The 12667-nt window shown below is 68.6% G+C and carries 11 protein-coding genes and 4 pseudogenes; 9 read left to right on the top strand and 6 right to left on the bottom strand.

Annotated elements, in window-relative coordinates; translation table 11 throughout:
- Positions 1-535: 535 nt before the first annotated feature.
- Positions 536-811, top strand: coding sequence for an isoamylase early set domain-containing protein (locus HYE82_RS02110; protein WP_179172159.1), 276 nt, complete (start codon positions 536-538; stop codon positions 809-811).
- Between the two features lie 270 nt (positions 812-1081).
- Here HYE82_RS02110 and HYE82_RS02105 read toward each other — a convergent pair whose 3' ends face one another.
- The gene (locus HYE82_RS02105) at positions 1082-1402 is read right to left on the bottom strand and encodes an STAS domain-containing protein (protein ID WP_179172158.1); all 321 of its coding nucleotides are present in this window, start codon (positions 1400-1402) and stop codon (positions 1082-1084) included.
- Positions 1403-1908: 506 nt separating this feature from the next.
- Here HYE82_RS02105 and HYE82_RS02100 point away from each other — a divergent pair.
- Together HYE82_RS02100 and HYE82_RS02095 are read left to right on the top strand one after the other, a co-directional pair.
- Positions 1909-2227, top strand: a pseudogene (locus tag HYE82_RS02100) (transposase family protein); the annotation flags it as partial.
- An 80-nt stretch (positions 2228-2307) separates the two neighbouring features.
- On the top strand, positions 2308-3120 hold the full coding sequence (locus HYE82_RS02095; RefSeq protein WP_179172157.1) for an IS5 family transposase: 813 nt from the start codon (positions 2308-2310) through the stop codon (positions 3118-3120).
- Between the two features lie 46 nt (positions 3121-3166).
- Here the strand turns inward: HYE82_RS02095 and HYE82_RS02090 are convergent, their stop codons facing one another.
- The 5 genes and pseudogenes from HYE82_RS02090 to HYE82_RS02075 all read right to left on the bottom strand — a co-directional run.
- Positions 3167-3907 (bottom strand): class I SAM-dependent methyltransferase, encoded by a 741-nt coding sequence (locus HYE82_RS02090; RefSeq protein WP_179172156.1) that lies wholly within the window; start codon positions 3905-3907, stop codon positions 3167-3169.
- Between the two features lie 43 nt (positions 3908-3950).
- Positions 3951-4187, bottom strand: a pseudogene (locus HYE82_RS02085) (hypothetical protein); the annotation flags it as partial.
- A gap of 79 nt (positions 4188-4266) precedes the next feature.
- A pseudogene (locus tag HYE82_RS39435) lies at positions 4267-4326 on the bottom strand (hypothetical protein); the annotation flags it as partial.
- A gap of 5 nt (positions 4327-4331) precedes the next feature.
- Positions 4332-4688 (bottom strand): helix-turn-helix domain-containing protein, encoded by a 357-nt coding sequence (locus HYE82_RS39430; RefSeq protein WP_369009799.1) that lies wholly within the window; start codon positions 4686-4688, stop codon positions 4332-4334.
- A 266-nt stretch (positions 4689-4954) separates the two neighbouring features.
- A pseudogene (locus HYE82_RS02075) lies at positions 4955-5044 on the bottom strand (HNH endonuclease); the annotation flags it as partial.
- Positions 5045-5213: 169 nt separating this feature from the next.
- Here HYE82_RS02075 and HYE82_RS02070 point away from each other — a divergent pair.
- The 6 genes from HYE82_RS02070 (at position 5214) to HYE82_RS02045 (ending at position 12602) form a co-directional block, all read left to right on the top strand.
- A complete protein-coding gene (locus HYE82_RS02070; protein WP_179172154.1) occupies positions 5214-6269 on the top strand; it encodes a LacI family DNA-binding transcriptional regulator in 1056 nt (351 codons plus the stop codon).
- A gap of 391 nt (positions 6270-6660) precedes the next feature.
- Positions 6661-8136, top strand: a complete 1476-nt coding sequence (locus tag HYE82_RS02065) for a glycoside hydrolase family 32 protein (RefSeq protein ID WP_179172153.1) — start codon at positions 6661-6663, stop codon at positions 8134-8136.
- A 180-nt stretch (positions 8137-8316) separates the two neighbouring features.
- Positions 8317-9660: a sugar ABC transporter substrate-binding protein gene (locus tag HYE82_RS02060; protein WP_179172152.1), complete on the top strand. Its 1344-nt coding sequence runs from the start codon at positions 8317-8319 to the stop codon at positions 9658-9660.
- Between the two features lie 53 nt (positions 9661-9713).
- Positions 9714-10703, top strand: coding sequence for a carbohydrate ABC transporter permease (locus tag HYE82_RS02055; RefSeq protein ID WP_179172151.1), 990 nt, complete (start codon positions 9714-9716; stop codon positions 10701-10703).
- A 5-nt stretch (positions 10704-10708) separates the two neighbouring features.
- Positions 10709-11551, top strand: a complete 843-nt coding sequence (locus HYE82_RS02050) for a carbohydrate ABC transporter permease (RefSeq protein ID WP_179172150.1) — start codon at positions 10709-10711, stop codon at positions 11549-11551.
- 64 nt (positions 11552-11615) lie between these two features.
- Positions 11616-12602, top strand: coding sequence for a carbohydrate kinase (locus tag HYE82_RS02045; protein WP_179172149.1), 987 nt, complete (start codon positions 11616-11618; stop codon positions 12600-12602).
- Positions 12603-12667 lie beyond the last annotated feature (65 nt).

The raw sequence follows: 12667 nt of genomic DNA, 5'->3' as shown, positions 1-12667 counted from the left end.
TTCCACCTTATGCCGGTCCGGACGCCTCGGCGGGCTCGACAAACTCCGGACCCGCGCAGTCACCGCCGACCCCACGGCCGTTCGGCTCACGGCCGCCTTCCCCGCCCCTTCATCACCTCCGACATCCTCCAGCAGGACGGCCGGGAACTGCTCGCCGAGCCCTACCAGCAGCGCCGCACCGCCCTGAAGGGACTTTTCACCGAGCACGCGCTGGCGCCGCCGTGGACGCTGTGCCCCATGACCACCGACCATCAAGTTGCCCAGGAGTGGCCGGACTCGTGGACCGGGGTGCCCGGAGTCGAAGGCATCGTCGTCAAAGGTCTGACCCAGAGCGCTGCGGGGGGCCGGCGCGACAGCAACCCGTCATCCGGTCTTCCCACCCGGGACTGTCACACGCGGGGATACCTCAGGGCGTGCCCGGTGCGGCGGGTGGGTGACCCGTCGGCTGGTACGGCGACGTCAGCGCGCCCAGCCGACGCCCGGAGTCGAGGATGGTCCCGTATCCCCGCTCACCCTGCCCGTCAGGAGCCCTACCGTGCTGGAACGCGCCGTGTGCAAGAACTCCGCCAAGGTCACCTTCGTCCTGCCCTCCGACACTCCAGCGGCCGAAGTGAGCGTGGTCGGGGACTTCAACGACTGGCGTCCCGGCGTTCATGCCCTCACCCCGCGCAAGGACGGCAACCGGGCTGTCACCGTGGAACTCCCCAAGGGCAGCACCCACTCCTTCCGCTACCTCGCCGCCGGAGACTACTGGTTCAACGACGACACCGCCGATGACCAGGACGGCCCCAACAGCCGCATCCACACCTGACCGGCGCGCGGCCGCGGCGATCCCAGAACTGCCGACCCGTGTCCGGGCAGTCCTGGCTGGCGCGGGGTTCGAGGAATCGCCGCCGGTTCCTCGACGCGGCCGCCGATCCGCTCCTGGTGATCTACCGGGGCTGCGGCACGCCTTCGCACTGGCCACGGCGGCAGCTGAGGCAGTCGGCCTGAGCGTCGAGTTCGAGGCGTCGAGTGGCTGCTGGTCGTGTTCGACTGCGCAGTCGGCGCTTTCTGAGGGGGACCGCTCTTCGGGGCCGGGTCAGTCTGTCGGTGTGTGGCCGTCGCGCAGCGTGAACAGGGCCAGCGCGCCTGTCGTCTCCAGCAGCCGCTGCAACCGGTGCGGCAGCGGCCCGGCCAGGGCGAGGGAGCGGCTGTTGTTCAGCCGGATGAGGAGGTTGAGGAAGGACGAGTCTGCGAACGTCACGCCAGCGACGTCGACCACCAGGAGCCGGGCGTCGGCGGCGTCGCGATCACACGCGACCGCCAGTTTCCCCGTCGTGTCCATGTCGAACGCACCGGAGCAGACGACCACCCGCACGCCGTCCGGCTCGGGCCTCACCGTCACCCTCGGCGACTCCACGCACGCCTCCCGATCCAGGCCGAACCCACGCCGACCGCCACCTGCGACCGTACGACCTCACCCCCGCAACGACACCACACCCCGGCGATCAGCCCCAGCAAAGGAATGCGGCCAGGGCCCGGCGCTGCTCCAGCTGGGCGAGGACATCGCGGTCGACGCACGGGACGGCAGCGAAGAGCAGCCGACATGCACCCCTCACAGCGCCAGCAGCCCCGACCCAAGCAGACCTCTTCCCTCGGCTATCGCATGGAAAGAGCTGTCGACGTCGGGAAGGGCTTTCCTCTGGATTGATCTGGGCAAACCGGCAGCCGGCAATTTCAGGGGTTCACACCTTCGGTCACACTCCCAGTTCCCCGCCGAAAGCAACCCTTCGGACAACGGTCCAGCCGCCCGTACCGTCGCCGAGGCCGGACAGGCGCCGGGGGTCTGTTCCGTAGTCGGTGGTGACGCTGAGTGCTCGCCTGTGATCATTGAGCGTGCAGGATGCGAAAGCGCTTGTAGGAACGGTGTTTTCGGGGTTGTCGGCGTTGGTCATCGAGGATGTGGCGGACGGTGACGAGAGAGTCCGGGTTTCGGCTCGGACTCGGGATGTTCCCGTTCCCTGTCCCGTGTGCGGGGTGGTGACGGGGAGGGTCCACGGGTATCAGGGCCGGATGGTGCGGGATGTGTCGGTCGACGGCCGACAGGTCGTGGTGCGGGTGAGGAATACGACGGCTGGTCTGTCCGGTCCTGGGCTGCAGGTGGCAGACCTTCCGAGAGCAGGTTCCCGGGCTCTTGGAGCGCCATCAGCGCCGCACCACACGTCTGACCGGCCAGCTCTCTAGCTGGTCAAGGAGTTAGAACTCCTAACGAAATGATCTACAAGGTGGTTGGATCACTCCGGGACTGACGATCCGGGGGTTGGAGTGGCTCGGTCGAAGCCGTGGGATGTCGACCACGAGCTGTGGGGGGTGATCGAGCGGCTGCTGCCGAAGGTGAAACGTCGGCCCCGGCACCCTGGGCGAAGGCGGCATCCGGACCGGCTGGTGTTCCAGGGCATCCTGTTCGTCCTGCACACCGGGATCGCCTGGGAGCATCTGCCGCAGGAACTCGGCTTCGGCTCGGGCATGACCTGCTGGCGCCGCCTGGCCGAGTGGACCGAGGCTGGAGTCTGGCCCCGGCTGCACGAGGTCCTTCTGGCCAAGCTTCGCAGCGTGAACGCCCTGGACTTCTCCCAGGCGGCCGTCGACGGCTCCCACATACGGGCATTGAAAGGGGGATCCACGACGGGACGAAGCCCTGTTGACCGGGGCAGGACGGGCAGCACGCATCACCTGATCACCGACGCCACCGGTATCCCGCTCGCCGCCACCTTGACCGGTGGCAACCGCAACGACGTCACCCAGCTGATTCCGTTGCTTCAGGCGGCGCCGCCGGTGAGGGGCAAGCGAGGCCGGCCCCGGCGCCGCCCGGACGTGGTGCTGGGCGACCGCGGCTACGACCACGACAAGTACCGCCGCCTCGTCCGGGATCTCGGCGTGAAGCCGCTGATCGCCCGCCGGTGCACCGAGCACGGCTCCGGATTCGGCACCCACCGCTGGGTCGTGGAGCGAGCATTCGCCCACCTGCACTGGTTCCGCCGCCTGCGGATCCGCTGGGAGATACGCGACGACATCCACGAAGCCTTCCTCAACCTCGGATGCGCACTGATCTGCTGGCGACGCCTGAACTCCCGATAGAAGTTCAAGACAGGCACGGCCAACGTTGATGGCCCGGTGGCCGGCCTCAGGCTGGTTTGCGCCACACGGAGACGTGTTTCGCGGAGTCCTGGGTGAACGGAGACCCGTCCCATTCCGCGACGCGACGTTCCAGCTCTAGCCCAGCGATCCGCGCCATCAGGTCGAGCTCCGCCGGCCAGGCGTAGCGGTGTCGGGAGTTTTCGCGGCGGTAGCGGCCGTCGTTGCCGTCGCGGGTGAAGTGGTGCGAGACGAGCATCTGCTCGACCAGGTCGAAGGTGTCGAAGCCGAGATGCTGCTGGGAGACGTCGAACGGCACCGCGACCTGGCCGGGCGGCAGAAGCCGCAGCGGCGGCACACCCAGCTCGATGACGAACCGACCGCCGGGCTCCAGATGCCGTGCGGCGTTGCGGAAGCACTCGACCTGCTCGTCCTGCGTGAGCAGGTTCGTGATGGTGTTGTAGACGAGGTAGACCAGGGTGAACGCTCCGGGAACGACGGTGGTGGTCATGTCCCCGATGACTACCGGGAGGGTGCCCTCGTCGACCTTGCGCCGCAGCACCGCTGCCATGTGCTCGGACAGTTCGATGCCAAACACCGGCACGCCGCGTTCCCGGAGCGGGACTCCCACCCGTCCGGTTCCGATCGCGAACTCCAGCGCCCGGCCGTCTCCGGCGAGCTCGGCGAGGAAGGCGAGGGTCGGTCCGAGAACGGTAGCCGAGGAGGCTTCGGCTTCCTCTGCGTCGTAGCGGTCGGCGGTCGCGCGGGTCCACAGTTCACTGCTCGTCACGGGTGGCCACTGTGCCGGGTGCCGAGGGGCGCTGTCGACGCATTTAAGTTCTCCGCGGCTCAGCGTGCCCGCTGGAGCTGGTGGAAACGGATCGTGACTTCCAGTTCGGAGTCGACTCTCTCGTCAGTCTTCGGCTCATGAAGTCGATCACCGCGAGGCGGGCCATGGCTTCGGAGCGGTGGGGGTGGGTTTCGTAGTCGCGGGCCAGGCGGCGGTGGTGCATGGGCCAGCCGAACGTCCTCTCCACGACCCATCGCCGCGGGATGACCTTGAAGCCCCTGGATGCGCGGCCACTCGTGCGCGATCCAGCGGGCGATCTCCGACTCGTCCCTCTCGACCGCCCGCCGCTCGGGCCGCTGCAGACCCCATCCGAGTCGGCCGGTCAGCAACCGCCACACCGACGCCCTCGACAGAACCACTCCCGTCACCCGCTCAACGACGGCGCCGACTCGCTCCAGGGTCCACAGGTCAGCCTCGAAACGATGGGCCTGGGCAACCCGCTCCAACGCGGCCCGGACGATCTCGACCTGGGCGTCGTCAGCTTGGGCGGGCGACCGGTGGCGGCACGCCGCCGCAGGGCCGAAGCACCACCTTCCTCCCACGCCCGCCGCCATCGCCGCACGCTCTCGGCGCACACCCCCACCGCCCGCGCGATCTCCGCATTCGAGACACCGTCCTCGAACAACTCGACCGCCCGGACACGACGCGCCTCCGCCAAGTGAGGTCGCGACAACGGCGGAAGGCAGGCGCTGGCCGTAGAAGGCGAAGGTTGATAAGCCACCCCGACAGCCTCCCACCCACACCGCCACTACACCCACCGAGCTTACGACAAGATCAGTAGGGCCGTGAGATGTCTTTCGGTGTGCGTCCAGGCACCTCACACCCGGAAGCGGACACCTCCCTTCTACAGCCGTCGGCCTGTGGATACAGGCAGCTGTGGTCGGGTAGCCGGATCACGTTGCCGTGACCCCGCCCCTCAGAACCGGACGTGCACCTTTCAGCGCATCCGGCTGAAGCAAGCCACGATGGCTTCGCAGGTCAGCAGGGTCACGTGGCCCGTCTGCCGTCGCCAGCGTGATGCTGGCGGTGGCATTCGGAGTGCACGAGGCGAAGGTTGTTCCGCTCGTCCGTGCCGCCGTCTCGTCGGTAGGTGAGCGGCCGGAACCCGCAAAGTCGCCCGACATGCCGTGGCCACGAGTTCGTAACGAGCCATTGACAGTGGCTTCGGCTGGAGGCAGTCTCATCTCCACACGGTTGGCTAAACGATTAGGCAAACCGTTATCGACCAATTTGAGAAGGTTCAACGATGCGCCGGATCGGGATCAAGGACGTGGCTGCGGCGGCAGGTGTGTCGACCGCCACCGTCTCGCACGTCCTGAACCGGGTCGAGGGCAAGCGGATCAGCGAAGAGACGCGTCAGCGCGTCTGGAAGGCTGCCGATGAGCTCGGGTACGCGCCCAACGGACTGGCTCGCGGGCTGAGGATGCAGCGGTCGCAGACCATCGGCTTCGTCAGCGACCAGATCGCCACCACCCCCCACGCGGGCCGGATGATCCTGGGAGCCCAGGAGGCCGCCGCGGCCGAGGGTGTGGTTCTGTTGCTGGTCAACACCAGCGGGGACGCCGAACTGGAACGCACAAGCATCCAGATGCTGCTCCAGCGGCAGGTGGACGGCGTGGTGTACGCGGCCATGTACCACCGCATCGTGGAACTGCCCGGCGCCCTGCACGCCACGCCGACCGTGCTGCTCGACGCGGGCTCGGCCGATCCTGCCGTCCCCTCGGTGGTACCCGATGAGGTCCAGGGTGGCTACGCGGCGGTGCGCGAGCTGACCGATTACGGCCATCGCCGGATAGGAGTGACCGTGCAGACCGTCGACCTTCCCGCCCGGCGGGGCCGCCTGGAGGGCTACCGCAAGGCGCTGGCGGAAGTCGGCGTCACCTACGACCCGTCGCTGGTCGCTGCCGAGACGGCGGTGCCGTTCAACACGGTCGGCGGTGACGTGGAGGCGGGTTACCGGGCCGCGCGGCGGCTGCTGACGGCGGAGCAGCGCCCCACGGCGTTGTTCTGCTTCAACGACCGGATGGCGGCTGGTGCTTACCGAGCTGCTGCCGAGCTGGGGCTGTCCATCCCCGGTGACCTGTCGGTCATCGGGTTCGACAACCAGGAGCTGGTCTGCGAGTCGGTTTACCCGCAGCTGAGCACGGTTCAGCTGCCGCACTACGAGATGGGGGCACAGGCTGTGGCTCGGTTGTTCGCTCTCACCAAGTCCCCGGGCCGGCCACCGGGCCCGGACATGAAGGAATTGCTGCCTTGCCCGCTGGTGGCGCGGGCATCGGTCGCTTCGCCGCCCCGACTCTGACCCCGGGACGGCGAAGCACTTCACACCGTGACAGGCGACCGTTGCGACCGGTCGTCGGTCCTGTCAATACATGGAACACAGTGAGGGTACACAGATGTCGCCTGAGATTTTCGATGAGCGGTCCAGGCGGCATTCCCGCCTGATGTCCGACAGCGCCGCGGAGTACTGAGCCGCGCTCTTCCCGCCGTCCCTGTGCCGGCGCTTCAGACCGCCTTCCCACCCTTCGCCGTCGGCATCTCGCCGTGCCGGTCCTCCCATGCTCTGCCTTGAGGGCTGGCAGCGGTTGCCGGGGGCAGGCGTTTTCACTGAGTCCCCCGAGGGGATCGTGGCCGGCTGCGTCCGGCGCCCGTCGTCCTCGCATGCTCTGCTGCACATACCGAAAGGCACGCGTGTGTCCACCGCGCCCTGCGATCCGTACCGGCCGATCGCGCATCTGCGCCCGCCCCGGAACTGGATCAACGACCCCAACGGGCTGGTCTTCCATGACGGCCACTACCACGTCTTCCACCAGTACAACCCCTCTGGCGCGACGCACGCGAACATGCACTGGGGTCACTTCCGCAGCCCCGACCTGCTGAGCTGGGAACCGCTGCCGATCGCCCTCGTCCCGACCCCCGGCGGCGTGGACGCGGACGGGTGCTTCTCCGGCAACGCCGTCTCCGACGGCGACCGCCTCGTCGTCTTCTACTCCGCGAACCGCTGGGACCGCTCGCCCCAGCACCAGCCGGTCACCACCGCCACCTCCCTCGACGGCGGCCGGACCTTCACTCCACGGAACGACCTGGTCATCCCCGCATGGCCCGACGACTGCACGATGTACCGCGACCCGTATGTGTGGCGGGAGGGCGAGCGGTGGCGGATGCTGGTCGGCGCGGCCCTCGCGGACGGCCGGGGCGCGGCCCTGCTGTACGAGTCGGCGGACCTGGGGAGCTGGACCTATCTGGGCCCCTTCGAGGGGCGCGAGCAGGAGCCGATCGGAGGCACCGGTCTGCACACCGGCGAGGGCTGGGAGTGCCCCCAGTACCTGCCGCCGCAGTCCGGACACCGCGGTGCCCTGATCTTCAGTGCCTGGAACGACCACGACGGCGACCGCTGCGTCACAGCCCTGATCGGCGAGGAGAACGGGGACGCCTTCGAAGCCGGCCAGCCCGTTCTCGTCGACTACGGCCCGGACTGCTACGCGCCCGCCCTCTTGCGTGCACCGGGCGGCCGATGGCTGCTGTGGGGCTGGTCCGCAGAGGCCCGCGAGGAAAGCTGGGCGGTCGCCGACGGATGGGCTGGGGTGCTCACGTTGCCTCGCGAGGTCCAGGTCGGCGGCGACGGTACACTCCGGCAGCAGCCGGCGGCTGAACTGCTCGCCCTGCGAGGCGAGCACGCCGTCCATGCCTCGGGCGAGATGCACGGCCCGGATCCGGTGGACCTCGGTTCCATCGGCCGCGCCTTCGAGCTGGTGGCCCGCCTGGAGCCCGCCGAAGGGGCCGGTCTGCGACTGCTCACCACCCCCGACGGCTCCGAATACCTCGACATCCGCTGTGACGCCGCCACCGGCGAGCTGGTCGTGGACCGCGACCACGCCTCGCTGGACGCCCGCGCACGGGCCGGTTCCTACCGGATGCCCTGCCCCGCCGGCCGGCCGGTCGAGTTGCGTGTGGTCGTCGACCACTCCGTCGCCGAAGTCTTCCTGACCTCCACCGGTCAGGTTCTCACCCTGCGCTTCTACCCAACCGGCGACGCCCCGTGGCGCTTGCAGGCCCACAGCGCACCGGACACACGCCTGGGCTACACCGTCGATGCCTGGAACCTGCGCCCACTGGTCGTCAAGGAGCCGAGCGCCGACACCGGACTGCTGCACGAGCAGTCCCCCTGACGGATCCGTCATCCCGCCGCCGTGGCCACGGCCCGAGGTGATCCCGACCGCCCTCAAGGTCGCGAAGGGCGCGTCCGCCAAGGCGGAGGCCACCACGCCGTACACCGGCAAGGGCGAATCCCCCCCCATGCACCTGCGCACCACCCACCCTCACCCGCACCGACACCGGAGGAACCCACCATGAACACGCCGAGCAGGAGATCACGCCGGACAGCCTGTACGGCCCTGGCCCTGGCCCTTCCCCTGGCGGCGCTGGGCGCCTGCGGGGGCGGCAGCAACACCGCCACCTCCGCCGAGAAGGGCAGCGGCACCGGCACCATCACCGTCTGGGCCCACCAGGGCCAGGCCGGTGAGTCGACCGCCCTGCAGAACGCGGTGAAGTCGTTCAACTCCTCCCAGGACAAGGTCAAGGTCAAGCTGACCCTGATTCCGGACACCGACTACACCAAGACCCTCACCGCGACCGACGCCTCCAAGCTGCCGGACGTGATGGAGTTCGACGGTCCGACCATGGCGAACTTCGTCTACAACAAGAAGCTCGCCGCGATCGACGACTACGTTTCCGTCAAGACCATGGCCAACGCCACGGACGCCATCAAGGCCCAGGGCGAGATCAACGGCAAGCACTACGGCCTGGGCATGTACGACTCCGGGCTCGGTATCTACGGCAACAAGAAGCTTCTCGACGCGGCCGGGATCAAGTACCCCACTGGGCTGTCCGACGACTGGACCGCGGCCGAGTTCACAGCCGCCGTCACGAACCTCGCCGCCAAGGACTCCGACGGCAAGAGCCTGGACCTCCAGGAGAGCGGCGGCTACGCCAACGAATGGGGCACCTACGGCTTCGCCCCGATCATCTGGTCGGCCGGCGGCTCGCTGCTGGAGAACGGCAAGGCGGAAGGCGTCCTGGACACCCCGGCGGTGGCGTCGGCCCTGAAGACGTTCCAGGACTGGAAGAAGTACACCGACCCCAACACCGACGGCAACGCCTTCGCCAAGGGCCGCGTTGCCCTGAGCTGGGTCGGCCACTGGATGTACCCCACCTACAGCAAGGCCCTCGGCGACGACCTGGTCGTCCTGCCGCTGCCCGACTTCGGCAACGGCCCCAAGACCGGTCAGGGCTCCTGGCAGTGGGGCATCGGCGCCAACACCAAGAACGGCAAGGCCGCCGGCGCCTTCCTCGACTCCCTCCTCAACGACACCAACGTCACCGCGATGACCACAGCCAACGGTGCCCCTCCCGGGACCACGTCCGTGCTCGCCAAGAGCGACCTGTACAAGCAGGGCGGCCCGCTCCAGCTCTTCGCCGACCAGCTCGCCAAGCCCTGCGGCGACTCCCGGAGCGACAAGTCCTGCGTCGCCGTGACCCGCCCGGTCACCGCCGGATACCCCACGGTCACTGCCAAGTTCAGCCAGGCGCTGGCCGGCATCTACGGCGGGGCCGATCCGAAGGCCGCCCTCGAGAAGGCCGCCCGCGCCATCGACCAGGACTTCTCGGACAACGACGGCTACAAGCTGCCGTAGCCGGCGGTCAGTCGCCATAGCCGGCATCCAGCAGCCGGGAGAGGACCCCTACCGTGACCACCGTGAGCCCTGCACCCGCCGCCCCCGCAGGCAGGAAACCGACTCCGCCATCGACCTCCCGGATTCGCAAACGACCCGGGCGCAGGAACCGCGACTGGCTGCGCGGACTGCTCATGTCCGCGCCCGCCCTCGGCGGACTGATCGCCTTCGTCGGCGTACCTTTCGTCTACGCCGTCGTGCTCTCCTTCTACAACGTCCGCCTCGGCTCCCCGCTGCCGCCCCGCTTCTTCGGCATCGAGCAGTACCGGCGCCTGTTCACCGACCCCGACATGTCCGGCCCGTTCCTGCGGGCCCTGCTGAACAACCTCACCTTCACCGTGGTCGTGGTCCCCGTACAGACCGGCCTCGCGCTGGCACTCGCGATCCTGCTCAACCGCAAACTCAAGGCCATCGGCGTCTTCCGGTCGCTGTTCTTCCTGCCGGTCGTCTTCCCCATGGCCCTGGTCGCCGTCATCTGGCGGCTCATCCTCGCCCGCAGCGGCGACGGCCTGCTCAACTCCGCGCTGGACGCGGTGAGTTTCGGCAACTGGGGGGCCTTCGACTGGCTCGGCGACGGTCTGACCGCCATGGCCTCGATCATCGTGCTGTCCATCTGGCAAGGTGTCGGCTTCCAGATGGTCATCCTCCTCGCAGGACTCCAGCAGATCCCCGGCGAGCTCTACGAGGCCGCCGAACTCGACCGGGCCTCCCGCTGGCAGCAGTTCCGCCACGTCACCCTGCCCGGCATCCGTGGCACTCTCGCCTTCGTCGCCATGCTCACCTCGGTGCTGTCCTTCCGCGTCTTCGACCAGGTCTACGTCCTCGTCAAGGGCGGCGGACTCGACGAGGACGCCACCCGCACCGTGATGTACCAGGCCGTCACCACCGCCTTCGACCAGAACAACATCGGCCAGGCATCCGCGATCACCGTCGTCTTCTTCCTGATCGTCGTCGCCCTGACCCTCATCCAGCGCCGCGTCCTCCGCACCGGCAACGAGGACTGATCCCCATGGCCCAGACCCGAAGCTCCCTGCGCCGCTTCCTCGACTACGCCGTCCTGAGCGTGCTGTCCTTCATCTTCGTCCTGCCCGTCCTCTACCTGATCCTCGGCAGCTTCAAGCCCTCGGACGAAGTCCTGAGCGGCCTCACCGGCTTCCTGCCCACCCACCTCTCCTTCGACAACTACAGCGCCGTCCTGGACAGCTTCGACTCCGACGCCACCGGCTACTTCTGGCGCTTCATGGGCATCTCCCTGCTGCTGTCCACCGTCGTCGTCCTCGGCGGCCTGATCGTCAACTCCATGGCCGCCTATGGGCTGGCCCGCCTGCGCTGGAAAGGTCAGGGCGTCGTCTTCGCCCTCATCCTGCTGCTGATGCTGGTCCCGTTCGAAGCGGTGGCCGTGCCGCTGTTCTACATGTTCAACAACCAGCGCAACACCATCTACATGCAGGCGATCCCCTTCATCGCCAACGCCTTCTCCATCTACCAGTTCGCCACCTTCTTCCGGGCCATCCCGCCCAGCATCGAAGAGGCAGCCCGCATCGACGGCGCCGGCCCCTGGCGGACCTTCTTCGCGATCATCGTCCCGATGTCGAAGCCGGTCTTCGCCTCGGTCGCCATCCTGACCTTCCTCACCCAGTGGGGCTCCTTCCTCTGGCCCGTCCTCATGGTCTCCGATCCCTCGGTCCGCCCCCTGCCGCTGGAAATGAGCGTCTTCCAGGGACAGACGCCCGTCGACTGGGGCCAGGTCCTCGCCTTCGGCGTCCTGCTCGTCCTGCCCGTCCTGATCGTCTTCGCGTTCTTCCAGCGGTGGTTCGTCCAGAGCGTCGCCAGCTCCGCCGTCAAGGGCTGACCCACCGACCGAGCACCCGCACCTGCGTGCGCACCCCACGTCCACCCCCGCAGAGAGACACTTCATGAGCACGGCCACCTGCGGCATCACCGTCATCGGTGAATGCGTCGCCGACGCCTTCACCGACGCTTCCCACTCCGTCCCCGCCCAACTCGCCTTGAACGTCCTCCCCGGCGGCGGCCCCGCCAACACGGCCGTCGCCCTCGCCCGGCTCGGCACTCCCACCCGCTTCCTTGCCCGCATCTCCCACGACGTCTTCGGCACCCTCTTCCGCAACCACCTCACCGCCTCCGGCGTCGACCTGACCGACAGCGTGAACGCCCCCGAGCCCAGCACCCTCGCCATCGCCAACCTCGACGAGGCCGGCCAGGCCACCTACTCCTTCTTTGCCGACGGTGCCGCCGACTGGCAGTGGAATCCCGACGAACTGACCACCGCACCGGACGGGCACACCGCCGCCCTGCACACCGGATCCCTGGCACTGATCCGCCGGCCCGGCGGAAGCCACATCGAGGACCACCTCGCCGACGCACGCGAGCACGCCAGCGTTTCCATCGACCCCAATGTCCGTCCCCTGCTCGTACCGCCCGCCGCCTACCGCAGGCAACTCCACCGCTGGTGCGCCCTCGCCGACATCCTCCGCCTCAGCGAAGACGACCTCGCCCTGCTTCTTCCCGGAGCCACTCCCGAGCAGGCCTGCGACACCTGGCACGAGGCCGGAGCCCGCCTCGTCGTCATCACCCTCGGCAGCCGCGGCGCCCTCGCCTCCCTCGACGGCCACCGCGTCACCGTCCCCGCACCGGCCGTCGAAGTCGTCGACACCGTCGGCGCCGGCGACTCCTTCACCGCCGGGCTGCTCCACCGCCTCACCGCACTCGGTCACCTCGGCGGCCGACTCGACACCCTGACCCTCGATGACACCGCCAACGCCTGCTCCTTCGCAGCGCACGTGGCCGCCCTCACCTGCTCCGTCCCCGGCGCCGACCCGCCCTGGGCAGCACGCTTGACATCCCTCGCCACCGACGACGATCACCTGCATCGGCAAGCATGAGGCGCCTTCGTGCTGGTGGTGGCTGATGCGGGCCAGCTCCTGGCTGCGCACCCACCACCCGAGGT

This window comes from Streptomyces sp. BR123, assembly GCF_013401435.1.
GTDB lineage: Bacteria > Actinomycetota > Actinomycetes > Streptomycetales > Streptomycetaceae > Streptomyces.
This window is presented reverse-complemented; position numbering and strand designations above follow the sequence as displayed.

Coding starts and splice junctions, on each gene's coding strand:
- HYE82_RS02070 (WP_179172154.1), top strand. CDS start 5,214: ATGCGCCGGATCGGGATCAAGGACGTGGCTGCGGCGGCAGGTGTGTCG.
- HYE82_RS02060 (WP_179172152.1), top strand. CDS start 8,317: ATGAACACGCCGAGCAGGAGATCACGCCGGACAGCCTGTACGGCCCTG.
- HYE82_RS02050 (WP_179172150.1), top strand. CDS start 10,709: ATGGCCCAGACCCGAAGCTCCCTGCGCCGCTTCCTCGACTACGCCGTC.
- HYE82_RS02045 (WP_179172149.1), top strand. CDS start 11,616: ATGAGCACGGCCACCTGCGGCATCACCGTCATCGGTGAATGCGTCGCC.